Below are 24,090 nucleotides of genomic sequence, written 5' to 3' on the forward strand. Positions count from 1 at the left end.
GCGCCAGCCTGGTGTCACCCATCCATCCAGGAGAGCGACCCAGGACCAGCCACGTCAGGCGAACCCCAAAACCTGAAACAGAACACGACTCACGAGGCGAGCCAAGACCTCAAAACCAGATCACTAGTGCTGTGACGCTCAGGCCGCCGCACGTTCCCCGGGCGGCGGGCAGTGCCGACAGCGACCCGGCTGCGGGGCGCGGAAGGCTCGGTCGCAGCCGTCGCAGTTCTGGAGCGGGTCGGGCCGCCGTCTGCCGACGGGAGAGATGACGGGCCGGGCCGGTGGCAGATCCGGCGGGATCAGCGCGGTCAGCCGGTACGCCAGGACCGAGGCGGCATTGCGCAGTGGCTCGGGCAGGTTCTGGGACAGGACCTGCCCGACGGCCTCGGCATCGGCCCCGCGCTCCAGCCAGGCGGACACCCCGGGCGCGAGCCGTGCCACGTCGCGCTCGGCCAGCAGCAGCCGGGGGTCGTACCGCCGCAGCCCGGCGAGCAGACTCGCGGCCCCGGGGTGCAGCTGCTGCGGCTCGGGCTCGGGGGCTGCACCGGTTTCGGGGGCGGTTACGGGGGCTGGGCCGGAGCCCGCCTCGGGGCCGTCGGGTTCCCGCGACTCCGGCAGGGGGCCCTGACCGGCACCGGACACCGGGCCGGGCTCCGTGCCCGACTCCGGAGTCGGGGCCGGAGTCGGGGCCGTGTCCTGCCGCTGCTCCGGGTCCGGCACGGGCTCATGGTCGGGTGGCGGCGGGGTGGGCGGGTCGTCCGGTGGCGGCGGAGTGTCCGGGGCGACGGCCCCCGGCTTGTTGTACGAGTACGTCCGGGTCGCCACCTGCCCGGATTCCAGCCGTTCCCGCCGTCGCGCCAAGTACCCGTGCCGCTCCAGCTCCCGCAGGGCGGAACCGATCCGGACCTCCCCCTCCGGGAACCGCTCGGCGAGCGCCTTGATGCCGACGGGAGCACCGTCCGGCAGCGACTGGATGTGCGCCCCGATGCCGATGGCCGTCGCCGACAGCTCACGGTGCTGCAGGAGGTGGTTGCCGATCACGGTGTAGTGAGTCGCGTGCCACGTGTTGACGTGGATGACACCGGATCGGGGGGTCCCGGCGGGAACACGGGACGATGCGCGCGAGGGCGCGCTAAGCTGGCTGGGAGCCATAGGGAAGGTCTTTGCTTCCTGGTTGGTCAGGCCCTCGATCGGGATTGCAGTCCCGCCGGGGGCCGTCTCATGTCTGAGGTTGTGTGGGGCGAGCATATGCCAGCCAACCGGGTGGGAATCCAGCCCAGTTGGCGTAATTCACCCGACCGAGCGACGCGGGCCGGTTTGGCTTGGTTGGTTGGGTTGGTTGGCTATTTCTCTTGGTTCTTTGGTCTTTATACGTCGGGGCGCGCCGGGACTCGGCTGCCCGTGCCCCGGGCGCCGAGCGTCACCTCCGCCCACACCACCTTGCTTGGCGGCAGCCCCCGTTCCACACCCCACCGGTCGGCGAGCGCGTCCACCAACACCAGCCCCCGCCCGGCCTCCGCGCCCCCGTCCGCGTCGCGGATACCCGGGACCCGGTCACACCGCGTGTCCGTTACCTCGATCCGCAGCACGCCATCGGCAAGGGCGAGTCCGATCCGGAAGCTCCGCCCGGGAACCCGCCCGTGGGTCACCGCGTTGGCGGCCAGCTCGGCCACGATGAGCGCCGGGTCCTCCGACGGAAGTCCCCAGGCGGCGAACTGCTCGACGGCGAGCCGCCGGGCCTGGCGGGCGCCGCTCGCAGTGGCGGCGAGTCGGGCGGTGAAGCGGCCCTCGGCGTACTGGATTTCGGTGTTCACGTAACCGAGCGTGTCGGGCCGTGCGTAGCGTGAGAAGCGACAACACCCTTGCGTCCGGCTTCTGTCCGGGGGCTGTCCGGAGCTGTCCCGGCTGTCCTGCCCGGGTCCCGGGAACAGAGCGTTGAGGAATTCGGTGCGTCGGAGGTGGGCCCGCATGAGCGTGGACAGTGACGGTACGGAAGACGCGGGCTGGGACGTCGATCCCGAGGACGAACAGGGAGTGGCGGTCCTGGCCGCGCTCGGCCGCCAGCTCAGGGCCTGGCGGGAGGAGGCGGACATCCGCGCGTCCGACTTCGGCCGGGAGATCGGCTACGGCGAGGACCTGGTCCGCAAGGTCGAAGCGGGCAAGCGGATCCCCCGGCCGGAGTACCTGGACAGGGCGGACGAGGTGCTGCGGGCGGGCGGGAAGATCGCCTCGATGAAGGCGGACATGGAACAGGTCCGCTACCCGAAGAAGGTCCGGGACCTGAAGAACAGGGAGGGTCGGGCCGTCGAGATCGGCACGTACAACAACCACAACATCTACGGCCTGTTGCAGACGGAGGAATACGCGCGGGCGCTGTTCCGGACGTCACGACCCGCCTATACGCCGGACGAGATGGAACGGATGGTGTCCGGCCGCATGGCGCGTCAGTCCGTCTTCCAACGGTCTCCCGCCCCTGCCCTCAGCTTCGTCCAGGAAGAGGTCACGCTCCTCCGTCCGATCGGAGGCACAATGGTGCTGCGCCGACAGCTCGAACACCTTCTGGAGGTAATCCAGTTGCCGAACATCGAGTTCCAGGTGATGCCGACCATCCGCGAAGATCATGCCGGGATGGAGGGGCTGATCGAGCTGCTGAAGTTCGCTGATGGCTCTGCAGCGGGCCGAGCGGAAGGTGCGTTCCACGGACGCCCGGTCTCTGATCCGAAGCAGCTTCGAATCCTTGAACTGCGCTATGGCATCATCCGAGCTCAGGCGCTCACGCCCCGAGAGTCGCGGGCCTTCATCGAGGAACTGCTGGGAGAAACATGATCCACCACGCCGAGTTGGACTGGTTCAAGAGCAGCTACAGCAGCAGCAGCGACGGCAACGACTGCGTCGAGGTGGCAACCACCCCCGCCACCGTCCACGTCCGCGACTCCAAGGACCTCCGGCAGCCCCACCTCGCCTTCGCGCCCCACGCCTGGGCCGGTTTCCTCGCGCACGCCACCACGGCGGCGTAGCCAAGGCCAGGTGACGGTCGGAGTCAGGGGCGCTCGGGCAGGAGCTCCGCGAGCAAGTGGCGGATCCGCGACTCGATCTCGTCGCGGATCGGGCGGACGGCGGCGATGCCCTGTCCGGCCGGGTCGGCGAGTTTCCAGTCGAGGTAGCGCTTGCCGGGGAAGACGGGGCAGGTGTCGCCGCAGCCCATGGTGATGACGACGTCGGATGCCCTGACCGCGTCGGTGGTGAGGATCTTCGGGGTCTGGGCCGACATGTCGATCCCGGCCTCCCGCATGGCCTCGACCGCGGCCGGATTCACCGAGTCGGCCGGGGCGGAGCCGGCCGAGCGGACCTCGACGCGGTCTCCCGCCAGGTGGGTCAGCCAGGCGGCGGCCATCTGGGAACGGCCGGCGTTGTGGACGCACACGAACAGCACGGACGGCTTGGACGGCTTGGACTCAGACACGGGCGGGGCCTTCCGTGGCGACGGCCTGGTCGGGCGCCGGTGCGGGCTGGGGGAAGTAGCGGCGGGCGGCGAGGGCGACGTAGACGAGTCCGATGAGGACGGGGACCTCGATGAGGGGGCCGACGACTCCGGCGAGGGCCTGGCCCGAGGTGGCGCCGAAGGTGGCGATGGCGACCGCGATGGCCAGCTCGAAGTTGTTGCCCGCCGCCGTGAACGCGAGCGTGGTGGCCTTCGGGTAGTCGAGGCCGACCGCGCGGCCGACGGCCATGGAACCGGCCCACATCAGCGCGAAGTACACGAGCAGCGGGACCGCGATCCGGGCGACGTCGAGGGGCCGGGAGGTGATGGCCTCGCCCTGTAGGGCGAAGAGCACCACGATGGTGAACAGCAGTCCGTACAGGGCGAAGGGCCCGATCCGGGGGATCAGCTTCGTCTCGTACCAGGTACGACCCCTGGCCTTCTCGCCGAGACGGCGGGTGAGGAACCCGGCCAGCAGCGGGATGCCGAGGAAGATCAGTACGGAGCGGGCGATCTCCCACACCGACACGTTCAGCGCGGTCTGCTCGAGTCCGAGCCAGCCGGGCAGCACGGAGAGGTAGAACCAGCCGAGCGCGGAGAACGCGATCACCTGGAAGACGGAGTTCAGGGCGACCAGGACGGCGGCGGCTTCGCGGTCGCCGCGGGCGAGGTCGTTCCAGATGACGACCATGGCGATGCAGCGGGCGAGGCCGACGATGATCAGGCCGGTGCGGTACTCGGGCAGGTCCGGCAGGAAGATCCAGGCGAGCGCGAACATCAGCGCCGGGCCGACCACCCAGTTCAGCACCAGCGAGGGGACGAGCAGGCGGCGGTCGCGGGTGACGGTGTCGAGGCGGTCGTAGCGGACCTTCGCCAGGACCGGGTACATCATCACGAGCAGCCCGAGCGCGATGGGCAGCGAGACCCCGGTGACGGTCACCTTCGCCAGCGCGTCACCGAGGCCCGGGACGAGGCGGCCGAGACCGAGGCCGGCGGCCATCGCGGTCATGATCCATACGGCGAGGAACCGGTCGAGGAACGAGAGCCGGGCCGCGACGGGCCCGGCCGCGACCCCCACGGTCGTCGAACTGTCCGCGCTCACGCGGTCGCCCCGGCCGGCTCGGTCGCCCCGGCCGGCTCGGCCGCGGGCCGGGTGAGGACGGCGGCCAGCTTGTCGGTGGCCTGGGGCAGCAGCCGGTAGTGCACCCAGGTTCCGCGCCGCTCCGAGGCGATCAGTCCGGCCTGCTTGAGCAGCTTGAGGTGGTGGGAGATCGTCGGCTGCGACAGGTCGAAGGCGGGAGTCAGGTCGCAGACGCAGATCTCTCCGCCGTCCCGCGAGGCGATCATCGACAGCAGTCGCAGCCGCACCGGGTCCCCCAGCGCCTTGAAGACCTTGGCCAGTTCGACGGCCTGCTCCTCGTCCATGGGCGCGGTCAGCAGGGTCGGGCAGCATCCGGTGGTCTCGTCCTGGCCGAGCACCACGAGCTCTTGTTTCGGCATGCTTCTATGTTGACGTTTTTCGATCCAAGGCGCAAGCTTGAATCGAAGAACATCGAAACAAGCAGTCCGGTCCCGCCAGGCCCCGACATCTTGGAGTGAAGGTCATGAGCGAGCAGCACACAGCCGACGCCGCCCTGCGCGAGACCGTCCGCAGCCGCTACGCCGCCGCAGCCGTCCAGGTCACCGAGGGCGGCACCGCCTGCTGCGGCCCCGCCGCCATCGAGGTCGACGACAGTTTCGGCAGAGCCCTCTACGCCGCCGCCGAACGCGACGAACTGCCCGCCGAGGCCGTCGCCGCCTCGCTGGGCTGCGGCAACCCCACCGCCGTCGCCGACCTCCACGAAGGCGAGCGCGTCCTGGACCTCGGCTCCGGCGGCGGCATCGACGTCCTGCTGTCGGCCCGCCGCGTCGGCCCGGCCGGGAAGGCGTACGGGCTCGACATGACCGAGGAGATGCTCGCGCTCGCCCTGGCCAACCAGAAGAAGGCCGGCGCCACCAACGTCGAGTTCCTCAAGGGCACCATCGAGGCCATCCCGCTGCCCGCCGCCACGATCGACGTGGTCATCTCCAACTGCGTGGTCAACCTGTCCACCGACAAGCCGGCGGTGTTCGCCGAAACCTTCCGCGTCCTGGTCCCCGGCGGCCGCATCGGCATCTCCGACGTCGTCGCCGACGACACCCTCACCCCCGGCCGGCGCGCCGAGCGCGGCGACCACGTCGGCTGCATCGCCGGAGCCCTCTCCTTCACCGAATACCGCACCGGCCTGGAGGCCGCCGGATTCACCGGCATCGAGATCACCCCCACCCACGCGGTCGCCGACGGGATGCACTCGGCCATCGTCCGCGCGGTCAAGCCCGCCGGGCAGGTCGCAGCCTCCACCGCCACTGCGACGGCCGGCTCTGCGGACGCCTGCTGCGGCTGAACCGCGCCGGGACCTCACCTCCCCACGCCCCGGGCGCACCGCAGCCCCCCGCCCGGACGGGGGCGGGGGGCTGCGGTGGAACGGGTGGCAGGGGCCTCAGGCGGAGACGAGGACCTTTGCCTGGTCGGTACCCTCGGCGCCGGCCGGGGCCGACTCGTCCAGCGGGGAGGAGGAGGCGGTCGCGTAGGCGACCTTGTCCAGGATTCCCTCGCGGGCCGCGACGATGACCGGGACCAGCGCCTGGCCCGCCACGTTGGTGGCGGTGCGCATCATGTCCAGGATCGGGTCGATCGCCATCAGCAGGCCCACGCCCTCCAGCGGCAGACCCAGGGTGGACAGGGTCAGGGTCAGCATGACCGTGGCGCCGGTCAGACCGGCCGTCGCGGCGGAGCCGACGACCGAGACGAAGGCGATCAGCAGGTAGTCGGTGATGCCGAGCTGCACGTCGAAGATCTGCGCGATGAAGATCGCGGCGAGCGCCGGGTAGATCGCGGCGCAGCCGTCCATCTTGGTCGTCGCGCCGAACGGGACGGCGAAGGAGGCGTACTCCTTCGGGACGCCGAGGCGCTCGGTGACCTTCTGGGTGAGCGGCATCGTGCCGACCGAGGAACGGGAGACGAAGGCCAGCTGGATGGCGGGCCAGGCACCCTTGAAGAACTGCAGCGGGTTGACCTTGGCGACGCTCCACAGGAGCAGCGGGTAGACGCCGAACATCACGAGCGCGGAGCCGACGTACACGTCCACCGTGAAGGTGGCGTACTTGCCGAGCAGGTCCCAGCCGTACGTGGCGATCGCGGTGCCGATCAGACCGACGGTGCCGATCGGGGCGAGGCGGATGACCCACCACAGGGCCTTCTGGAGCAGCTCCAGCACGGACTCGGCGAGGTTCAGGACCGGCTGCGCCTTGCTGCCGAGCTGAAGGGCGGCGATACCGGCGACGGCGGCGAGGAAGACGATCTGCAGGACGTTCAGCTCGGTGAACGGCGTGATGATGTCGGTCGGCACGATGCCGGTCAGGAAGTCCAGCCAGGACCCGTGGCGCTTCGGCAGCTTGCCGTCCTGCGGGGTGAGGCCGGTGCCGGAGCCCGGGTTGGTGAGCAGGCCGATGGCGAGGCCGATGGCCACCGCGATCAGCGACGTGATCATGAACCAGAGCAGCGTGCGCGAGGCGAGTCGCGCGGCGTTGTTCACCTTCCGCAGGTTGGTGATCGACACCAGGATGGCGAAGAAGACGAGCGGGGCGACGGCCAGCTTCAGCAGCTGGACGAAGATGTCGCCGACCTGCTCCAGCGTGGTGCCGAGCCAGCTGATCTCCTGGCTACGGGAGACCCAGCCGAGCAGAACGCCGAGCACGAGGCCGGTGACGATCTGGGCCCAGAAGGGGAACTTGAACGAGGACTTCTTGGCGGGGGCCTTGGTGGGGGCCTCGGCGGCAGGGGTCTGCGGTGACGCGGACACGGACACTCTCCGGGTGGTTCTGCGGTGTGGGGTGGGCGGTGCGGCAGCACCCGGAAAAACGAAGAGCCGGGCGGGTGGGACCGCTGCTGTGCCAGGGCTGGTCGCGGGACTCAGCGACAGCGGCAACAGGCCGCGGACGCGCGGCGGCAGAGGTCGACGTGCAGGCGCGCCACGAGCGGGACGCTCGGGGTCATCTGGTGCGCGGCTGTCGTCAACATGTTGAACACGCTAACACTTCACCTTTGGGAATCTCAAAGGGTGCCTTTGAGATCTCCCGGGGACCCTCGCCGCGCCACCGACCCCCGCACCCCCCGAAAAGGGCTCGGAAACGCCGAAAGCCCCGGCGTCACGGGCGGCGAGCCCGGTGCCGAGGCATTTCGGTGTGTGATGAAGCTAACTGCTGTCGCGTGGACCTCGCGGGCCCTGCCGGCCCTGCCGGTCCTACTGGCTGACGCGCGTGGCGTCGTCGGCCACGTCTTCCTGGCTGCGGTTCGCGGCGAGCTTGTCCTTCGCGCCCGCGACGCGTCCGGTGATGGCCACGGACATCTCGTCGCGCTGCTTGCGCAGCAGGATGAAGGAGAGCGGCGCGGAGATCACGAGGGCGAGCAGCACGACCCAGGCGGGGTTGGCGTCACCCAGACCGGAGGGCACCCAGCCCAGCTTGACCAGACCGGCGACGATGACGAGGCACCCGACGAAGATCCCCAGGCGCATCGCGGTGTAGCGGATCGTCGCGCTCGGCTTGAGGGACACGGTGACCCCTTCTCTCTCGTCGTGGTCGTACGTCGGCTCGTGCCCGTCCAGTGAAGCACGCCGGACCCCGGCCCCGGCCCGCCGGGGTCGCGCCGTGCGGGGCGTGGGCGGGGCCCCGCAGGTCAGTGCAGCGGCAGCAGCAGGGTGATGTCGTCGCGGTCGTCGCCCGGGGCCACGCGGATGGCGGCGGGGACGCGGCCGACCTCCTTGTAGCCGCAGGACTCGTAGAAGCGTTCCAGGCCCGTGCCGCCGCGGCAGCCGAGTCGGATCGCCTCGATGCCCTCCATCGTGCGGGCCGCGTCCGCGACGGCCTCCATCAGCGCGCGTCCGGCGCCCCGGCCGTGGAGGGCGGGGTCGACCATGACGGTGTAGACCCAGACCCAGTGCTTCTGCAGCCGGTGCTCATTGAGGGCGATGACCGCCGTGGCGCGCACCCGCCCGGCGGGGTCGCGGCCGACGAGCAGCCGGCTGCGGCCGTCGGCGGCCGCGGCGAGGTGCTTGTCCAGGTCGGGGCGGACGTCCTCGAGGGTGACGGGCGGTACGAAGCCCACCGAGCCGCCGGCGTTGGACACCTCGGTCCAGAGCTCGGCGAACTCCTCGACCAGGGCGGGGCCGACGACCGGATCGAAGGTGAAGGTAAGGGTCATGAGGTCAGATTAGCCATTACCCGCCCTGGTAGGCAAAGGGCCCCGGCCCCCCGAAGGGGACCGGGGCCACAGCTGCCGGAGGTCAGACCCGCATCGCCTGGGGCGACTCGCGCAGCTCCGCGTCCGGGCCGGGGTACTCGCGGATGATCTCGTAGCGCGTATTGCGCTCGACCGGGCGGAAGCCGGCCTCACGGATCAGCTCGAGCAGGTCCTCGCGGCCCAGCTTGTTCGGGGTGCCGTAGTTGTCCGCGTCGTGCGTGATCTTGTACTCGACGACCGAGCCGTCCATGTCGTCCGCACCGTGCAGGAGGGCGAGCTGCGCCGTCTGCACACCGTGCATCACCCAGAACACCTTGACGTGCGGGACGTTGTCGAAGAGCAGGCGGGAGACCGCGAAGGTCTTCAGCGCCTCGGCGCCCGTCGCCATCGTCGTACGCGCCTGGAGCTTGTTGCGTACCTTGCCGTCCTTCATGTCCACGAAGTCGTGCTGGTAGCGCAGCGGGATGAAGACCTGGAAACCGCCGGTCTCGTCCTGCAGTTCGCGCAGCCGCAGCACGTGGTCCACGCGGTGGCGCGGCTCCTCGATGTGCCCGTAGAGCATCGTCGCCGGGGTCTTGAGGCCCTTGGAGTGCGCCAGACGGTGGATGCGCGACCAGTCTTCCCAGTGGGTGCGGTGGTCGACGATGTGCTGACGGACCTCCCAGTCGAAGATCTCGGCGCCGCCGCCGGTGAGCGATTCCAGACCGGCCTCGATCAGCTCGTCGAGGATGTCGGAGGCCGACATCCCGGAGATCGTCTCGAAGTGGTGGATCTCGGTCGCCGTGAACGCCTTCAGCGAGACGTTCGGCAGCGCCTCCTTCAGCGCGGAGAGCGAACGCGGGTAGTACCGCCACGGCAGGCTGGGGTGCAGCCCGTTGACGATGTGCAGCTCGGTGAGGTTCTCGTTCTCCATGGTCTTGGCCAGGCGAACGGCTTCCTCGATGCGCATCGTGTACGCGTCCTTCTCGCCCGGCTTGCGCTGGAACGAGCAGTACGCGCACGAGGCCGTGCAGACGTTCGTCATGTTGAGGTGACGGTTGACGTTGAAGTGGACGACGTCGCCGTTCTTGCGCATCCGCACCTCGTGGGCGAGGCCGCCGAGCCAGGCCAGATCGTCCGACTCGTAGAGGGCGATGCCGTCCTCCCGGGTCAGCCGCTCGCCGGAGCGAACCTTCTCCTCCAGCTCACGCTTGAGCCCAGCGTCCATGCCGGTCCTCTCCTCTGTCCTCAAGTCCGCGCGGTACGTGTGCCCCGCAACCGCGCCCCAACCGTACTCTCAGCGCGCTCAGACCTCCTCGGGCAGGCCCCCGACCCGGTTCTCCCACTTGGTGGAGAGAACGATGGTGGTGCGCGTGCGCGAGACGCCCTTGGTGCCCGAGAGCCTGCGGATGATCTTCTCCAGACCGTCCACGTCGTTGGCCCGGGCCTTCAGCATGAAGGAGTCGTCGCCGGCGATGAACCAGCAGTCCTCGATCTCCGAGAGGTCGCGCAGCCGGCGGGCCACGTCCTCGTGGTCCGCCGCGTCGGACAGCGAGATACCGATCAGTGCCGTGACGCCGAGGCCGAGCGAGGCCGCGTCCACGTTCGCGCGGTAGCCAATGATGACTCCGGCCGTCTCCAGCCGGTTGATCCGGTCGGTGACGCTGGGGCCGGAGAGGCCCACGAGCCGGCCCAGCTCCGCGTACGAGGCACGTCCGTTCTCACGAAGTGCCTGGATGAGCTGCTTGTCCACCGCGTCCATATACCTGGAGCCTTCCATTATTCGGCATTCCCTCAAGTTTACGTATAGAATCAAAGGCGCACAGGGTCGACACCCTGTGAATCTTTCAACAGATCAAAGATGATCTGAACAATCTTCAGGAGTGGTTCACCGTGTACACGATCGAGATGGCCTACGCGCACATGCGACAGCTTCAGGAGCTGGCCAACCGATCCCGCACCGACCAGCCCGCCGCCGCACACCGCGTTGACAAGACCCGTAAGCCGGGGCGCCCCAAGAAGCGCTAAGCGTCACCGCTCGCCCCCCGGGCCCTCCCGGGAACGGGAGGGCGGGAGCCTCCGAGCTCCCCCTCCCACCTGCGGTACAGCCCGTGCGGCACCCCTGCCGTGTCGAGCACCCGCCCCGCGACGAAGTCCACCAGATCCTGGATGTGCGTCGCACCCGCGTAGAACGCCGGAGAGGCGGGCAGCACCACGGCGCCCGCCTCGTCCAGGCTCACCAGATGCTTCAGCGTCTGCCCGCTCAGCGGGGTCTCCCGCACCACCACCACCAGTCGGCGCCGCTCCTTGAGCGTCACGCTCGCGACCCGCTGGAGCAGATCCTTCGACAGCCCTAGCGCCACCCCGGCCACGCAGGCCGTGGACGCGGGCACGATCAGCATCCCCAGAGCGGGATACGAGCCGCTGCTCGGCCCGGCCGCCAGGTCCCCGGCGCCCCAGTGGCGCACGCCGTCCAGATCCGGGCGCGCGAAAGTCGCGGGCTTGCCGTCGGCCCCCCGCTCCAGCCACTCCCCCAGATCCTCCCGCCAGTGCGCGTCGCGGAAGGCGATCCCCGTCTCGTCCAGCAGCGTCAGGCGCGAGGCCCGGCTCACCACCAGGTCCACGCTCTCGCCCGCCGCCAGCAACCCACGGATCACCGCGGCCGCGTACGGCGTCCCGGACGCCCCCGAAACCCCGACCACCCACGGGGTGCGCTTGCCCTCAGTCATACCTCCGAGACTATCCGGCCACCGCGGACGGGCACTGGCTAAGGTGTCCGCACGTTCAAGGGGTGGACACGGCGGAGCGGGGGCGGGGCGTCATGAGCGGAAGCGGAACGCGCGGAAGCGGGATGCGCGGGAGCGGTGCGCGCGCGGGCGACTGGACCCGCACCGGCCGCGTCAAAGCCTCCGCGCAGCTGATGCTCGGCTGGGTCGCCCTGCTCTGGCTGATCGAAGCCGTCGACCACATCACGGGCCACGCCCTGGACGCCTACGGGATCACCGCGCGGGAGGCCGACAGCCTGACCGCGATACCCCTGGCGCCGTTCCTCCACTTCGGCTTCGGCCACGTGGCGTCCAACACCGTCCCGCTCCTGATGCTGGGCTTCGTCACCGCACTGAGCGGCATCGGCCGCTTCCTGGCCGTCTGCGCGGCGATCATCCTGGCCGACGGGTTCGCCGTCTGGCTGATCTCCCCGCCCCACAGCATCACCGCGGGCGCCTCCGGCCTGATCTTCGGCCTCTTCGGCTACCTGCTGATCCGCGGCTTCGTGGAGCGCAGCCCGCTGGGCGTCGCGGTGGCCGTCGTCATCGCGGCCGTCTGGGGCACGACCTTCCTGGCCGGAGCCCTCCCCACGGACTCGATGGTCAGCTGGCAGGCCCACCTCTTCGGCCTCCTGGCCGGCGCGAGCGTGGCCCTGCTGACCCGGCCGCGCCCTGAGGTGGCGGCGGTCTAGTGCGGTGCCCGGCACGGGGCGCCGGTCACCGCACTCACCGGGCGGCCGGGCGGATCACACCGGGCCGAGCTCCGGGTCCCGGGTCTCGCGGATTTCCCAGCGGCCCGGCCTGCGGTCGTGCTCCGCCGAGAGCCGCGACCGGAGCGCCCAGGCCGCCAGGGGCACGGCCCCGGCGAGCAGGGACGCCGCCAGCGCGGCGCCCCAGGACATCGGGACGGCCAGCACGAGGACCGCCAGCGCGTAGGAGAGAAGCAGGCCGCCGAGCCAGGGCCAGTGGGCCCTGGGCACCACGGTGGTGGGCGCGGGCAGGAGCGCCGTACGGCGCTGCGGGTCGGGCCGCACGGGGGGCGCGGAAGCGAGGACCCGCTCGAAGTCCTCCCGGTCCATCGTCAGCCAGGCCACCTCCCCCTCGTCCGTGACGAAGACGACCGGCTGCCCGTCCCTGATGAACCGCCAGTTCCGGGCCCCCAACAGCCAGCCCGGCCGTTCCCTCAGACGCGCCGCGAGCAGGGCGAGCCCGTCGGGCGCCGTGTCCCCGCCGCCGGCCAGTACCTCGGAGCCGTCCTCCAGCGTGAAGCACAGTCTGCGGTCCGAGGTGACGCGGACCGTGCCGTTCACGGTCCCGAACGAGGTGTGGTCCGTACGCCGGGCCGCGGTGATCCGCGCCCGCACGGCGGGCAGCGCCTCCCCGTCGGCCGCGTCGGCGCGCAGCCTCCGGGCGGCCTGGTCTGCCCGCCCCCAGGTGGCCACCATCCAGACGATCAGCAGGATTGCTCCGGGAACGAGGGCAATTTGGGGCACGAGGTTCGGCGTGGTGAGCGCGAGCACGGAGTCCGCCTCCTCGTACCGGTCGAGGTGGACCTTCGTGTCGACGACACCGCCGAGATCGGGCCGGGTCGGGGCGTACAGCACCTGAACCGGTTTGCCGGGAGGCCCGGTGACTTCCCTCATCGTCCGGCCCATTTCGTGCACCTGATCCAAGTCCCACCGGCGCCCGAAGTGTCCGTTCACCACCTCGACGGACCCTTTGCCGGCAAGTTCGACCGTCACGTCACCGCTGTAGTACGGGACCTTGGGATCTTCCTTCGCCAGTCGACGGGCGAAGACGATCCTGCCCTCGGCCACCTCGGCGCCGGCCTTCTGTATCGCCGCGATCCGTTTCAGGTCCGCGCCGTCCGGCCTGAGCGCCAGCTCGGTCACCACGGCCAGGGCGGGCAGGATCACGGCCACGCCCAGCAGCCACGGCATGAGGAGGCGCAACCTCCGCCGCGGCAGCCGCGCGGGCGGCGGCGGCACCGGCTCGATCTGCCGGGGTGGCGCGAGGCGCAACGGCCGGGAGCCCGACCACACCCACCCGGCGCCCAGCACCAGGGCCACGCCCCCGATCACGATCACGTCCGTCCGGTACACCGACATGCCCGCGCTCAACAGCAGCCGCCATGACGCGAGCCCCGCGCACAGCAGTGCGCCCCCAGCCCAGAGCCTGGCGGACCAGGCGTTTCTCCCCATGGCTCAGGACACTATCAACGCCCTTGCGCAGGGCGGCCGGTGGCCGATTCGGCCAGGAGGCCGGCCCCTTGCCGCCACCGCTGCCGCCGGGGCTCCGACCTACAGCGACAGCCCCCGGACGATCAGGTCCGCCAGGGCGCACACGAAGAGCGCCATGCCGATGAAGCCGTTCACCTGGAAGAAGGCGCGGTTCAGGCGGGAGAGGTCGTGCGGCGTGACGATGGAGTGTTCGTAGAGGAAGGCGCCTACGACGATCAGCAGGCCGAACCAGAACAGCGGGCCGGCGTCCGTCGCGACGGCGTACCAGGCCAGCAGGGCCGTGGTGACGACGTGCGCGCCGCGCGCGCCCCACAGGGCGGCCGGGATGCCGAAGCGGGCCGGGACGGACTTGACGCCCTCGGCGCGGTCGGCGGCCACGTCCTGGCAGCCGAAGATCAGGTCGAAGCCGCCGATCCACACGCCCACCGCGAGGCCGAGGATCACCGCGTGCCAGGACCATTCGCCGGTGATCGCGATCCAGGCCCCGATCGGGCCCATCGCCTGGGCGACGCCGAGGATGGCGTGCGGGAAGTTCGTGAACCGCTTCCCGTACGGGTACACCACCATCGGTACGACGGCGATCGGCGCGAGCATCAGGCAGAGCGGGTTCAGCAGCGCCGCCGCCCCGAGGAACACGGCGAGGGCGATTCCGGCCCCGGTCCAGGCGGAGCGGACCGAGACGGCGCCCGTGACCAGCTCCCGCCCGGCGGTCCGCGGGTTCCGTGCGTCGATCTCCCGGTCGATGATGCGGTTGGCCGCCATCGCGAAGGTCCGCAGCCCCACCATGCAGATGGTGACGAGGAGCAGCTTGCCCCAGTGCATCCGCTCGTCGAGCGTGAACATGGCGGTGAGCGCGGCGATGTAGGCGAAGGGCAGCGCGAAGACCGAGTGCTCGATCATCACGAGCCTCAGGAAGGCCTTGACCTTGCCGGTGGCCTGCGGCGCGGGCCCGGATCCGAGGACTCCTTCGGCTGCGGATGTCATACGAGGGTGCTCCGGAAGTCTTCGAGGTCGGCCAGCAGCTCCGCGGTGGAGAGCGTGCCGAGGTCCAGGGTCCGGGGGCCGGCGTCGTGCCCCTCCGTCGGGGTGACGTGGGCGGAGATCAGCCAGGCGTCGCCGGAAGGGCGGGCGTCCAGGCGCAGGAAGTTCCCGGCCTCGGCGGTGAACGGCTCGGCCGCCGCCAGGGCGCGCTGGAGCTGCTCGGCGAAATCGTCCGCCTCGGTGTCCCGCGCGCCGGGCAGCTCGAACCCGTCGCCCTCGCCGTTCTCGTCCAGCATCAGCGCCCAGACGTTCCCGGGTCCCGCGAACTCCTCTGGGCTGACGCCCGCATCCGCGGCGGCCTCCCGGACGCCCGGGTCCGCCGGGTCCAGGCGCGGGCGCACCAGGGCCACGTAGACGGTGTCGGTGCCGATGAAGAGGGCCGGGCCCTCCATGCCGATGGGGCTCACAGGCCGTACTCCTTCCAGCGCCGGTCCACCAGCGCCGCCGTGTCCGGGTCGGACTCGACCATGTCAGGCCAGCCGCCGTCCCGGGTGTAACCCTCCGTCGGCAGCTTCTTCGTGGCGTCGATACCCGCCTTGCCACCCCAGAACTGCTGGTAGGAGGCGTGGTCCAGGTGGTCGACGGGGCCCTCGACCACGGTGAGGTCGCGGGCGTAGTCGGTGTTGCCGAGGGCCCGCCAGGAGACCTCGTGGAGGTCGTGGACGTCGCAGTCCTTGTCCACCACGATGATCAGCTTGGTCAGCGACATCATGTGCGCACCCCAGATGGCGTGCATGACCTTCTGCGCGTGCTTCGGGTACTTCTTGTCGATCGAGACGATCGCGCAGTTGTGGAAGCCGCCCGACTCGGGGAGGTGGTAGTCGACGATGTCCGGGACGATGATCTTGAGGAGCGGCAGGAAGAACCGCTCCGTCGCGCGGCCCAGCGGGCCGTCCTCCGTCGGCGGCCGGCCGACCACGATCGACTGGATCAGCGGACGCTTCCGCATCGTCACGCAGTCGATCTTCAGCGCGGGGAAGGGCTCCTGCGGGGTGTAGAAGCCGGTGTGGTCGCCGAACGGCCCCTCCGGCAGCGTCTCCCCCGGCTCCAGCCAGCCCTCGATGACCACCTCGGCATGGGCCGGGACCTGGAGCGGGACCGTCTTGCAGTCCACCATCTCGATCCGCTTGCCCGCCACGAACCCGGCGAAGAGGTACTCGTCGATGTCCCCCGGCAGCGGCGCGGTCGACGCGTACGTCACGGCCGGCGGGCAGCCGAAGGCGATCGCGACCGGCAGCCGCTCACCGCGCGCGGCGGCGACCGCGTAGTGGTTGCGGCTGTCCTTGTGGATCTGCCAGTGCATGCCGATGGTGCGCTTGTCGTGGCGCTGGAGGCGGTACAGGCCGAGGTTGCGCACGCCCGTCTCCGGGTGCTTGGTGTGCGTCAGGCCGAGGTTGAAGAAGGACCCGCCGTCCTTGGGCCAGGTGAAGAGGGCCGGCAGCTGGTCCAGGTCCACGTCGTCGCCGGTGAGGACGACCTCCTGGACGGGCGCGGAATCGCCCTTCACCTTCTTCGGCGGCACGTGCACCATCGAGCCGAGCTTGCCGAAGGCCTCGCGGACGCCGATGAAGCCCTGCGGCAGCTCCGGCTTGAGCAGGCCGCCGATCTTCTCGCTGATCTCGGCGTACGACTTCAGCCCGAGGGCCTTCAGCAGTCGCCGGTCGGTCCCGAAGACGTTCATGGCCAGCGGCATCGCCGAGCCCTTGACGTTCTCGAAGAGCAGCGCGGGTCCGCCCGCCTTGTTCACTCTGTCGACGATCTCCCCGACCTCTAGGTACGGGTCCACTTCGGCCTTGATGCGCTTGAGGTCGCCCTCCCGCTCAAGGGCCCGGAGCAGCGAGCGGAGATCGTCGTAAGCCATGGGGGCAATTGTGGCATCCCCGCTCAGAGCCCGAACCGCGGCGGGGCCTCTACCCTGGAAGAGTCCACGGCGGACCTGCCCGGTCCGCACCGTTCTTCTGGGGGTCGGTCCCACACCGTGCTGCGCTATCTGCCGTTCCTGCTGATCATCGCGCTGACCATCTACACCTTCATCGACTGCCTGAACACGCCGGAAGAAGAGGTCAAGCACCTCCCCAAGGTCGTCTGGGTCCTGATCATCCTGCTCTTCTCGATCGTCGGTCCGGTGGTGTGGCTGTTCGCGGGCAAGAAGCGGGTGCCCGGTGCCGGCCGGTCCAGGCCGCGCCGCGGCCAGTGGGTGGCGCCCGACGACAACCCGGAGTTCCTGAAGTCCCTGCGCGAGGAGCGGGACGACAAGGAGAGCGGCAAGGAGAAGGACAAGGACTGAGTCCTTTCGCGGCCGTCACCCTGCCGGAGATCCGGCGGGGCTCACACCGCCCAGGGCAGGGGCCGGGAGCCTTCGGCGCCGGGGACGGAGACCAGGCCGTCGGCGCGCATGGCGACGTACACCTCGGTGTCCGCCAGGGCGTGGACGCGGCGCAGGACGTCCGGGGGCAGGACGACGGCCGAGCCGGCCGCGACCCGCTCGGTGACCCCGTCGCAGGTGACGTCCAGGGCTCCGGCGGTGACCGTCCAGACCTGCTCGCGGCTGACGGCGTGTTCGGGACCGGTGATGCCGGCGGGGATGGCGGCGTGCCAGGTGCTCAGCTCGGCGCTGCCCCGGCCGGGGGAGGCGAAGCCGGTCATGGTCGCGTTCGGGGTGGTGACGACGTGCTCGGGAGACGGGTCGATGACGCGCATGGCAGGTCCTCCGCTTTCTAAGGCGACTGGAACGAGCAGGTGAGTAAAGCTGCTTTACTCGCCTCGAGTAAAGCAGCTTGACTCGCCTGTGTCACGATGTTTCGGTGACCAACCACCAGAGCGACGCGGGCATCGAGCTGACCTTCCTGCTCGGCCTCGGCTTCCAGCTGATGATCGGCGAGTTCACCCGCCGCCTCGAAGAAGCCGGGCACGCCGACGGACTGCGCCCCCTGCACGGCATGGCCTTCCAGGCCCTGGGCGCCACCGGCGCCACCGCGACCGAGCTCGCCGAGCGGCTCGGGGTGACCAAGCAGGCCGCCGGGCAGCTCGTCGACGACCTGGAGCGGCGCGGATACCTGCGCCGCACGCCGCACCCCGAGGGCGGCCGCCGCAAGCTCGTGGTCCTGACGGAGGCCGCGACCGGCCACCTGGAGGCCGCCGGACGGGTCCTGCACGGTCTGGAGGCCGAACTCGGCCGCGGCAGCGTGGACCTCGGCGCACTGCGCACCGAACTCGGCCGCCTGGTCCGCACCCTGAACGGGGACGGCCCCCTCCCACCGCTGCGCCCCGGCGTGTGACCGGGGCCGCGCGGCCCCGGGAACACCGAAGGGGCCGGGCGGCCTTTCGGCTACCCGGCCCCTCCGTTCGCTCCGCGGATCAGACGCCCGCGTACGAGTGCTTGCCGGTCAGCAGAATGTTCACGCCGTAGTAGTTCCAGATCCAGCAGGCGAACGCGAAGAGCGCGAGGTACGCGGCCTTGCGGCCCTTCCAGCCGGCCGTCGCCCGGGCGTGCAGGTAGCAGGCGTACGCCACCCAGGTCACGAAGGACCAGACCTCCTTGGGGTCCCAGCCCCAGTAGCGGCCCCACGCGTCGCCGGCCCAGATCGCGCCCGCGATGATCGTGAACGTCCACAGCGGGAAGACGGCCGCGTTGATGCGGTACGAGAACTTGTCGAGCGAGGCCGCCGACGGGAAACGCTCCCAGACCGAGGTGGCGAACTTCCCGGGCTGCTCGCCGCGCGCGAGCTTCGCCTCGTAGCTGTCGCGGAAGAGGTACATGACCGCGCCGGCCGCGCCGATGTAGAAGACCGCACCGCAGATGATCGCGGTGGAGACGTGGATCAGCAGCCAGTACGACTTCAGGGCGGGGACCAGCTGGTCGCTGTCGGTGTAGAGCACCGTGGTGGCGATGCCCAGGTCCAGCAGGACCGTGGTGACCAGGAACAGACCGAGCCAGCGGACGTTCTTCTTCAGCACGAGGAGCAGCAGGTACGCGCCGACGGCCACCGTGGAGAAGGTGATCGAGAACTCGTACATGTTGCCCCAGGGGGCCCGCTGCACCGACATCGCGCGGGCGACGACCCCACCCGCCGCGAGGAGGAAGCCGAGGGTGGTCAGCGAGACCGCGATGCGCCCGTACAGGTCGCCCTGGACGGTGCCGCCGGCCGCGCCGGGGCCGTCCGGGACGTCGCGGGTGCCGGCGGCGCTGCGCGTGACGACCTGGGGCTTGTCGAGGACGGCCGTGGTCCCCCTGCCCCGCACCTGAACGGCGGGGGCCGCGGCCTGCGTCCCGGACTGGGTGAGCGCGGCGGCCGTACGGGCCACCTTGCTGCGGCTACCGAAGATCCACTCGGCGATGTGGGCGAAGAAGGCGATGGTGTAGACCGCCATGGACGCGTAGATCAGGTTGTTGCTGAGGTGAGCCAGACTTTCGTTGGCTGCGGTCGCGAGCTGCATCAGGCGCGCTCCCCTTCGACTTCTTCGGCTTCGGCAGGTTCGGTGGCTTCGGCGTCTTCGACACCTGGGGCAGGAGCGGGCGCCGCCGTGGGCGCCTGCTGGTGGAGCGCGCCGGCCAGCGCCGCCAGCTCCTCCGGAAGCTTGGCGGACTCGCTGCGGCCGAGGCTCGCCATCTCGACGACGGTCACCCCGTCCTTCCCGCGGAACGCGCGCACCCAGATCCGGCGGCGCTGGATGAAGAGGGAGCCCGCGAGCCCCGCGATGGCGGCGACGGCGCCCGCGAGGGCGAGGCCGCTGCCGGGCTGGTGGGTGATCGAGAAGGTCGCCCAGCGCTCGATGCCCTCGAACTTCACGGTGCCCTGGCCGCCGGGCAGTTCCATGCTCTCCCCGGGCAGCATCCGCTTCGAGAGCGGCTTGCCGTCCTCGGTCTTGAACTGCTCCATCTTGGACGTGTCCAGCTGGTACACGTTCTGCGGCAGGCCCGAGTCCACCCCGAGGCTGCCGCGCCACGCGTTCAGCGCGAGCGCCGGGAAGTCCAGTTCGGGGAACTGCGAGAACATCGTGCCCTGGCCGGCCCCCGCGAAGGTCGGCACGAACATCGCGGAGAAGCCGAGCTGCGTCGGCTTCCCGTCCCTGTCCTTGTAGCCGTCGGTCACCTTGACGGCGCCGGTGGACGTCAGATTGCCGTCCTGCGGCAGCATCGGCACGGCGTCCTTGTAGATCACCTTGCCGGTGGGGTCGGTCACCGAGATGACCGGCGCGTAGCCGTGGCCGAGCAGGTAGACCTTGGAGCCGTCCACCTCCAGCGGCTTGTTGACCTGGATCTCGCGCTTCTCCGGCTTGCCGTGCGCGCCGTTGCTGAAGGTGACGTACGCCTTGAAGTCGCGCGGGGTGCCCTTCTGCGGGCCCGTCCGCTCGTACGTCGCGTCGAACTTGTCCAGGGTGAAGGAGAAGGGCGGCAGCTCGTCGGAGTCGAAGAGGCTGCCCGACTTGAAGTCGTCGTACTGGGTCAGGGTGTTCGAGAAGCCCTGGCCGCGCAGGACGAGCTTGCCGCCCTCGGACTTGAAGTACTGGCCCCAGGCGAAGGCGATCAGCATGACGATCAGCGCCACGTGGAACATCAGGTTCCCGGCCTCGCGCAGATAGCCCTTCTCCGCCGAGACCGATCCCCTGCCGGCCTCCGTACGGAAGCGGCGGCGGCCGAGCAGGCCGCGCGCGTGGGAGAGCACCTCGTCCGGGGAGGTGTCCGTGGCCCACGTCGTGTACGCGGGCATCCGGTCCAGCCGCCTGGGGGCGGCCGGCGGACGGCCGGTGAGCTGGCCGACGAACTGCCAGGAGCGCGGCAGGATGCAGCCGATCAGCGAGATGAACAGCAGCAGGTAGATCGCGGAGAACCACACCGAGCTGTAGACGTCGAAGAGCTGGAGCTTCTCGGCGACCGTCACCCAGGAGGAGTGCTCGCTCTTCCAGGCGGCGACCTTCATCAGGTCGACCTGGTTCTGCGGGATCAGCGAGCCCGGGATGGACGCCAGCGACAGCAGGAAGAGCAGGATCAGCGCCACCCGCATGGAGGTGAGCTGCCGCCAGAACCAGCGGGCCCAGCCGAACACACCGATGCCCACGGGGCCGCCGGGGGCGTCCTCCAGGGGGGCGGTGGACAGCTGCGCGCCGGCGGCCGCTTCCGAGGTGGCGTCGGCCGTGGCCTCCGCGGAAGCCTCGGCGGAGGCCACAGCCGAAGCGGAATCCGGGGGCTCCGGGGCATCGTGCGGCGCCTCGGTGGACGCCTTGTCGGTCGTACTCATGTCCGTGTAGTCCTCAGATCCCCACCGTGAAGCCGCTGGTCCAGCTCTGCATGTCGCTGACGATGCTGCTCCACAATCCTGTGACGAGCAGCAGACCGGTCAGGATCAGCATGCCGCCGCCGATCCGCATCACCCACGCGTAGTGCTTCTTCACCCAGCCGAACGCGCCGAGCGCCTTGCGGAAGGCGAGCGCGGTGGCGATGAAGGGCAGCCCCAGTCCCAGACAGAAGACCACGGTCAGCAGCGCTCCGCGGCCCGCGGTGGCCTGGTCGAGGGAGAGGGTGCCGACGGCGGCGAGGGTCGGGCCCATGCACGGGGTCCAGCCGAGGCCGAAAAGCACTCCGAGCACGGGCGCGCCGACCAGGCCGACCGCCGGCTTCTTGTGGAAGCGGAACTCCCGCATCGTCAGACCGGGGATCGCGCCCATGAAGAACAGGCCGAGCAGGATCACCAGTCCGCCGAGCACCTGGGAGATGATCCCCTTGTTGGCGTCGAGGGTCCGCCCGAAGTAGCCGAACAGGGCGCCGGTCGAGGTGAACACGGCCGTGAAGCCGAGGACGAACAGGCTCGCGCCGGCCAGCATCCGGCCGCGCCTGGCCTCGGCGAGGTCGGCTCCGCCGACTCCGGTCACGTAGGAGAGGTAGCCGGGGACCAGCGGCAGCACGCAGGGCGAGAAGAAGGAGACCAGCCCGGCCAGCAGTGCGATCGGCAGGGCCAGCAGCAGGGCGCCGCTCAGGACGGTCGTGTTGACGCCGGTCGATTCGGCGGCGAGGACGACTCCGGAGAGTCCCGGGAGCTCGGTGACCACGAGGTCACTTCTCCGCGAGGATCGGGTCGATCATCGCGCGCAGCTTCTTCTCGCTGACCGCGGCGAGGGTGCGGGCGGCGATCTTGCCGTCCTTGTCGAGGACGAGCGTGGAGGGGATGGCGTTCGGGTTGAGCGCGTCCTTGGGGAAGCGGAGCATCAGCTTGCCGTCCGGATCGAAGAGGCTCGGGTAGGTGATCCCGTAGGTCTCTTCGAAGGAGGCCGCGCTCTGCTTGGCGTTGTCGCGGGTGTTGATGCCGACGAAGGCGACGGGCTGCCCGGCCGCCTCCATCTCCTTGGCGACCTTCGCGAAGTTCGGGGCCTCGGCCCGGCACGGCGGGCACCAGGAGCCCCAGACGTTGAGGACGACGACCTTGCCCTTGAGGGCGGTGGTGTCCAGGGTCTTGCCGTCCACCGTCTCGCCGTCGAGCTTGGGGGCCGCGGTGCGGCCCGCCTTGGCGACGGTGGAGATGCCGCTGGAGCCCGTCACGTAGTTGCCTCCGGCGGAACCGGAGGATTTGCTGCCGCCGTCACCATCGCCGCATGCCGTGAGGGTGACGGCGCCTGCGAGGGTCACCGCGGTCAGCAGGATGGCGCGGCCGCTGGTCGAGCGGCTGCGGCGGGGGGCGCGGCTAAGGCTCATGTGAAAAGTTTCGCATGTGCGGTTTGCGGATCTTCCGCGCCCCCCGGGGGGTGTGTTAAGCCGCTGGTCAGGTACTGACCGGCGGCCGGTCAGACCGCCGCGAGATACGTGGCCCAGCCACCGGTCGGCTCCTGGCCGGGGCCGAGCGTGCGCAGCTTGGCCAGCACCTTGGGATCCTGGACGTCCAGCCAGTCGGCGAACTGCCGGAAGGACACGAGGCGTACGTCCTTTTTGTCCGCCATGCCCTTGAGCGCCTCCTCGACGGCGTCCATGTAGATGCCGCCGTTCCACTCCTCGAAGTGGTTGCCGATGAAGAGGGGCGCGCGGTTGCTCTCGTAGGCCCGCTTGAAGCCGCCGAGGTAGGAGGCGATGGCCTGGGTGCGCCAGGCCGGGTAGTTGGACGGGACGCCCTTGGTGGTGTTCTTGGACTGGTTCGCGAGGATGTTGTAGTCCATCGACAGCACCTCGAAGGAGTGCCCGGGGAACGGGAGCGACTGCAGCGGCAGGTCCCACAGGCCCCCGCGCTTGACCGGCCACTGCTGGAGGCCGCCGGGCGAGCTGGAGTCGTAGCGCCAGCCCAGCTTCTGGGCGGTCGCCAGCAGGCTGTCCTGACCGAGCAGGCACGGGGTGCGGGCGCCGACCAGCTCCTTGCGGTAGTCGAAGGGCAGCGGCTCGAGGTCGGTCCACCCGGTGTTGGTGCGCCAGTTGGTGACGAAGGACACGGCCTGGTCGATCTCGCTCTGCCAGTCCTCGGGGCTCCACTTGCCGACCGAGCCGGAGCCGCCGCAGAAGTGCCCGTTGAAATGTGTCCCTATTTCATGGCCGTCCAGCCACGCCTCACGCACGTACTTGAGGGTGTTGCGGACGTTCTCGTCCTTGAGGTAGCCGATGTCGGACGCGCCGACCGGGTTCTTCGGCGGCCGGTAGAGGTCCTTCTTCGACTCGGGGAGGAGGTAGATCCCGGAGAGGAAGAAGGTCATCGCCGCGCCGTGGTCCTTGGCGAGCTTGAGGAAGCGGGGGAAGAGGCCGTTGCCGATCTCGCCCGCCCCGTCCCAGCTGAACACCACGAACTGGGGCGGGGTCTCGCCCGGCTGGAGGGGTTCGGGGGCAGCCGGCTGGTGCGGCTGCGGCCCGGTGTCGGCGGTGGATCCGTCGCCGATGGGCTTGACCGCCGGTCCGGTGGGGGCGGTGGGCGTATCGCCCGACGGGTTGACCGGTCCCGGGTTGCCCGACCCGGACGGCCCGCCGACGCTGCAGCCGGCGACGCCGGCCGCAGCCGCCGCGCCAAGTCCGAGTCCGAGCGCTCCCCTTCTGCTGAAGTCGCGCATATAGCTCATGGATAGTCATACAAACGGACATTCCAGCGAAGTCCAGAGGCGACACGGTAACTTCAAGCCACTTGTGTGAAATTAGGCTGAACCTTGAACAAAGGGACACCCTGTGGGCCGTGTGAGCCGGCGGCGGACTGGGCAGGCGGGGCCGCGCCCACGGCTGCCCACCTGTGCCCACCGCTACGGAACTGCGCCCATGACGACGGGGCCGGCCCCGTCGGACCGACCCCGTACACGCGTATCGCA

General features: G+C 70.3%; 29 protein-coding genes. 7 read left to right on the forward strand and 22 right to left on the reverse strand.

The features are described from left to right. Positions 1-138: 138 nt before the first annotated feature. Both OTB20_RS23885 and OTB20_RS23890 read right to left on the reverse strand, forming a co-directional pair. Positions 139-1,041 carry a helix-turn-helix domain-containing protein gene (locus tag OTB20_RS23885; protein WP_267820472.1) on the reverse strand — a complete coding sequence of 301 codons (903 nt, stop codon included), beginning with the start codon at positions 1,039-1,041 and terminating at the stop codon, positions 139-141. Between the two features lie 326 nt (positions 1,042-1,367). Further along, positions 1,368-1,814, reverse strand: coding sequence for an ATP-binding protein (locus OTB20_RS23890; RefSeq protein ID WP_267820473.1), 447 nt, complete (start codon positions 1,812-1,814; stop codon positions 1,368-1,370). A 154-nt stretch (positions 1,815-1,968) separates the two neighbouring features. On the opposite strand from OTB20_RS23890, the gene OTB20_RS23895 reads away from it, so the two are divergent. Together OTB20_RS23895 and OTB20_RS23900 are read left to right on the forward strand one after the other, a co-directional pair. Further along, entirely contained in the window at positions 1,969-2,826 is an 858-nt protein-coding gene (locus OTB20_RS23895) for a helix-turn-helix domain-containing protein (protein WP_267820474.1), read from the forward strand. Further along, on the forward strand, positions 2,823-3,017 hold the full coding sequence (locus OTB20_RS23900) for a DUF397 domain-containing protein (RefSeq protein ID WP_267820476.1): 195 nt from the start codon (positions 2,823-2,825) through the stop codon (positions 3,015-3,017). The genes OTB20_RS23895 and OTB20_RS23900 overlap by 4 nt, the downstream gene beginning before the upstream one ends. Before the next feature lie 23 nt (positions 3,018-3,040). Here the strand turns inward: OTB20_RS23900 and OTB20_RS23905 are convergent, their stop codons facing one another. The 3 genes from OTB20_RS23905 to OTB20_RS23915 are packed head-to-tail and all read right to left on the reverse strand — an operon-like array spanning position 3,041 to position 4,981. Beyond that, a complete protein-coding gene (locus OTB20_RS23905; RefSeq protein ID WP_267820478.1) occupies positions 3,041-3,463 on the reverse strand; it encodes an arsenate reductase ArsC in 423 nt (140 codons plus the stop codon). Next, a complete protein-coding gene (gene arsB / locus OTB20_RS23910) occupies positions 3,456-4,583 on the reverse strand; it encodes an ACR3 family arsenite efflux transporter (RefSeq protein WP_324290410.1) in 1,128 nt (375 codons plus the stop codon). Before arsB ends, OTB20_RS23905 begins: the two co-directional genes overlap by 8 nt. Continuing rightward, positions 4,580-4,981 (reverse strand): ArsR/SmtB family transcription factor, encoded by a 402-nt coding sequence (locus OTB20_RS23915; RefSeq protein WP_267820480.1) that lies wholly within the window; start codon positions 4,979-4,981, stop codon positions 4,580-4,582. The genes arsB and OTB20_RS23915 overlap by 4 nt, the downstream gene beginning before the upstream one ends. A 104-nt stretch (positions 4,982-5,085) precedes the next feature. Here OTB20_RS23915 and arsM point away from each other — a divergent pair, with 104 nt between their 5' ends. Beyond that, positions 5,086-5,904 carry an arsenite methyltransferase gene (gene arsM / locus OTB20_RS23920; protein ID WP_267820481.1) on the forward strand — a complete coding sequence of 273 codons (819 nt, stop codon included), beginning with the start codon at positions 5,086-5,088 and terminating at the stop codon, positions 5,902-5,904. A 96-nt stretch (positions 5,905-6,000) separates the two neighbouring features. On the opposite strand, the gene OTB20_RS23925 is transcribed toward arsM, so the two are convergent. The 6 genes from OTB20_RS23925 to OTB20_RS23945 all read right to left on the reverse strand — a co-directional run bounded on the left by OTB20_RS23925 (position 6,001) and on the right by OTB20_RS23945 (position 10,542). Further along, a complete protein-coding gene (locus OTB20_RS23925; protein WP_267820483.1) occupies positions 6,001-7,368 on the reverse strand; it encodes a dicarboxylate/amino acid:cation symporter in 1,368 nt (455 codons plus the stop codon). Between the two features lie 104 nt (positions 7,369-7,472). Further along, positions 7,473-7,556 (reverse strand): putative leader peptide, encoded by an 84-nt coding sequence (locus OTB20_RS42490; RefSeq protein ID WP_420716478.1) that lies wholly within the window; start codon positions 7,554-7,556, stop codon positions 7,473-7,475. A gap of 247 nt (positions 7,557-7,803) precedes the next feature. Beyond that, positions 7,804-8,076 (reverse strand): DUF4229 domain-containing protein, encoded by a 273-nt coding sequence (locus tag OTB20_RS23930; RefSeq protein WP_324289361.1) that lies wholly within the window; start codon positions 8,074-8,076, stop codon positions 7,804-7,806. Between the two features lie 161 nt (positions 8,077-8,237). Beyond that, complete coding sequence (locus tag OTB20_RS23935) at positions 8,238-8,762, reverse strand: GNAT family N-acetyltransferase (protein WP_267820485.1); 525 nt, start codon at positions 8,760-8,762, stop codon at positions 8,238-8,240. 82 nt (positions 8,763-8,844) lie between these two features. Then, positions 8,845-10,008 (reverse strand): aminofutalosine synthase MqnE, encoded by a 1,164-nt coding sequence (gene mqnE / locus OTB20_RS23940; RefSeq protein WP_267820486.1) that lies wholly within the window; start codon positions 10,006-10,008, stop codon positions 8,845-8,847. Between the two features lie 78 nt (positions 10,009-10,086). Beyond that, the gene (locus OTB20_RS23945) at positions 10,087-10,542 is read right to left on the reverse strand and encodes an Lrp/AsnC family transcriptional regulator (protein ID WP_267757973.1); all 456 of its coding nucleotides are present in this window, start codon (positions 10,540-10,542) and stop codon (positions 10,087-10,089) included. Positions 10,543-10,673: 131 nt separating this feature from the next. Between OTB20_RS23945 and OTB20_RS23950 the strand changes: the two genes are divergently transcribed. Beyond that, positions 10,674-10,808: a hypothetical protein gene (locus OTB20_RS23950; RefSeq protein WP_267757972.1), complete on the forward strand. Its 135-nt coding sequence runs from the start codon at positions 10,674-10,676 to the stop codon at positions 10,806-10,808. Here OTB20_RS23950 and OTB20_RS23955 read toward each other — a convergent pair. Then, the gene (locus OTB20_RS23955) at positions 10,805-11,509 is read right to left on the reverse strand and encodes a UbiX family flavin prenyltransferase (RefSeq protein ID WP_267820489.1); all 705 of its coding nucleotides are present in this window, start codon (positions 11,507-11,509) and stop codon (positions 10,805-10,807) included. The two genes, OTB20_RS23950 and OTB20_RS23955, sit on opposite strands and share 4 nt — an antisense overlap. A gap of 92 nt (positions 11,510-11,601) precedes the next feature. On the opposite strand from OTB20_RS23955, the gene OTB20_RS23960 reads away from it, so the two are divergent. Continuing rightward, a complete protein-coding gene (locus tag OTB20_RS23960; RefSeq protein WP_267820490.1) occupies positions 11,602-12,237 on the forward strand; it encodes a rhomboid family intramembrane serine protease in 636 nt (211 codons plus the stop codon). A gap of 54 nt (positions 12,238-12,291) precedes the next feature. Here OTB20_RS23960 and OTB20_RS23965 read toward each other — a convergent pair whose 3' ends face one another. The 4 genes from OTB20_RS23965 to OTB20_RS23980 form a co-directional block, all read right to left on the reverse strand. Beyond that, a complete protein-coding gene (locus OTB20_RS23965) occupies positions 12,292-13,746 on the reverse strand; it encodes a hypothetical protein (RefSeq protein ID WP_267820492.1) in 1,455 nt (484 codons plus the stop codon). Between the two features lie 99 nt (positions 13,747-13,845). Then, on the reverse strand, positions 13,846-14,769 hold the full coding sequence (mqnP, locus tag OTB20_RS23970; protein ID WP_267820493.1) for a menaquinone biosynthesis prenyltransferase MqnP: 924 nt from the start codon (positions 14,767-14,769) through the stop codon (positions 13,846-13,848). Then, positions 14,766-15,233 carry a hypothetical protein gene (locus tag OTB20_RS23975; RefSeq protein WP_267820494.1) on the reverse strand — a complete coding sequence of 156 codons (468 nt, stop codon included), beginning with the start codon at positions 15,231-15,233 and terminating at the stop codon, positions 14,766-14,768. Before OTB20_RS23975 ends, mqnP begins: the two co-directional genes overlap by 4 nt. Then, positions 15,230-16,687 (reverse strand): menaquinone biosynthesis decarboxylase, encoded by a 1,458-nt coding sequence (locus tag OTB20_RS23980; protein ID WP_267820495.1) that lies wholly within the window; start codon positions 16,685-16,687, stop codon positions 15,230-15,232. Before OTB20_RS23980 ends, OTB20_RS23975 begins: the two co-directional genes overlap by 4 nt. Positions 16,688-16,804: 117 nt before the next feature. On the opposite strand from OTB20_RS23980, the gene OTB20_RS23985 reads away from it, so the two are divergent. Beyond that, entirely contained in the window at positions 16,805-17,113 is a 309-nt protein-coding gene (locus OTB20_RS23985; RefSeq protein ID WP_267820497.1) for a PLD nuclease N-terminal domain-containing protein, read from the forward strand. 41 nt (positions 17,114-17,154) lie between these two features. On the opposite strand, the gene OTB20_RS23990 is transcribed toward OTB20_RS23985, so the two are convergent. After that, a complete protein-coding gene (locus OTB20_RS23990) occupies positions 17,155-17,526 on the reverse strand; it encodes a cupin domain-containing protein (protein WP_267820499.1) in 372 nt (123 codons plus the stop codon). Between the two features lie 170 nt (positions 17,527-17,696). Between OTB20_RS23990 and OTB20_RS23995 the strand changes: the two genes are divergently transcribed. Beyond that, entirely contained in the window at positions 17,697-18,104 is a 408-nt protein-coding gene (locus OTB20_RS23995; RefSeq protein ID WP_267820620.1) for a MarR family winged helix-turn-helix transcriptional regulator, read from the forward strand. 79 nt (positions 18,105-18,183) lie between these two features. On the opposite strand, the gene ccsB is transcribed toward OTB20_RS23995, so the two are convergent. From ccsB to OTB20_RS24020, 5 genes are all read right to left on the reverse strand, one after another. Then, a complete protein-coding gene (gene ccsB, locus OTB20_RS24000) occupies positions 18,184-19,263 on the reverse strand; it encodes a c-type cytochrome biogenesis protein CcsB (RefSeq protein ID WP_267820500.1) in 1,080 nt (359 codons plus the stop codon). After that, positions 19,263-21,065, reverse strand: a complete 1,803-nt coding sequence (resB, locus tag OTB20_RS24005) for a cytochrome c biogenesis protein ResB (protein ID WP_267820502.1) — start codon at positions 21,063-21,065, stop codon at positions 19,263-19,265. Before resB ends, ccsB begins: the two co-directional genes overlap by 1 nt. Positions 21,066-21,078: 13 nt before the next feature. After that, positions 21,079-21,873, reverse strand: coding sequence for a cytochrome c biogenesis CcdA family protein (locus tag OTB20_RS24010; RefSeq protein ID WP_420716477.1), 795 nt, complete (start codon positions 21,871-21,873; stop codon positions 21,079-21,081). 4 nt (positions 21,874-21,877) lie between these two features. After that, positions 21,878-22,513 (reverse strand): TlpA family protein disulfide reductase, encoded by a 636-nt coding sequence (locus tag OTB20_RS24015; RefSeq protein ID WP_267820503.1) that lies wholly within the window; start codon positions 22,511-22,513, stop codon positions 21,878-21,880. A gap of 89 nt (positions 22,514-22,602) precedes the next feature. Next, positions 22,603-23,841, reverse strand: coding sequence for a hypothetical protein (locus OTB20_RS24020; RefSeq protein ID WP_267820623.1), 1,239 nt, complete (start codon positions 23,839-23,841; stop codon positions 22,603-22,605). Positions 23,842-24,090 lie beyond the last annotated feature (249 nt).

The organism is Streptomyces sp. H27-H1 (genome assembly GCF_026627445.1).
Taxonomy (GTDB): Bacteria; Actinomycetota; Actinomycetes; order Streptomycetales; family Streptomycetaceae; genus Streptomyces.